We start from the raw sequence: 528 nt of genomic DNA, 5'->3' as shown, positions 1-528 counted from the left end.
ATCTCCACACCGACAACCTCGGGCTTGTTCGCCGTCAGGGTGCCTGTCTTGTCGAACACCAGGACGTCGACCTTGGCCAAAGACTCCAGATAGACGCCCCCCTTGACCAGAATTCCACTGCGTGCGGCTCGCGCAATGGCTGCGATAATCACCAGAGGAGTCGCCAATCCGAGTTCGGCAGGTGATGTGAAAATCAGCAGAGTGACGATCATCCGAACGTCGCGGGTATAAAGATAAACCGCAACGAGGAAGATCAGCACGACCGGGATCAGCCATGACGCGACCTTATCCGCCAGTTTCTGGACGGGTGCCTGTTCCGCTTCGGCATTCTCGACCAGACTGATGATGCGGGCAAAGGTGGTGTCGGCACCAACCTTCTCGGTCTCGATGTCGAGGGCGCCGGATTCGACGATGGTTCCGGCAAAGACATCGGCGCCATCGCTCTTGTCCTTCGGAATGCTCTCTCCTGTGATCGATGCTTCGTTGACCGAAGCCGCTCCACCGACGACGGTGCCATCGACCGGGATC

The 528-nt window shown here is 58.5% G+C and carries 1 protein-coding gene; it reads right to left on the bottom strand.

Features of this window, described 5'->3' with window-relative positions; genetic code table 11:
- The coding region (locus NKH70_RS35750) for an HAD-IC family P-type ATPase (protein ID WP_353027484.1) at nt 1–528 on the bottom strand (528 nt) is incomplete at both ends.

Source organism: Mesorhizobium sp. M0991, from assembly GCF_040318915.1.
Taxonomy (GTDB): Bacteria; Pseudomonadota; Alphaproteobacteria; order Rhizobiales; family Rhizobiaceae; genus Mesorhizobium.
The sequence above is the reverse complement of the archived record's forward strand: the minus strand, read 5'-3'. Positions and strand labels throughout refer to the sequence as shown.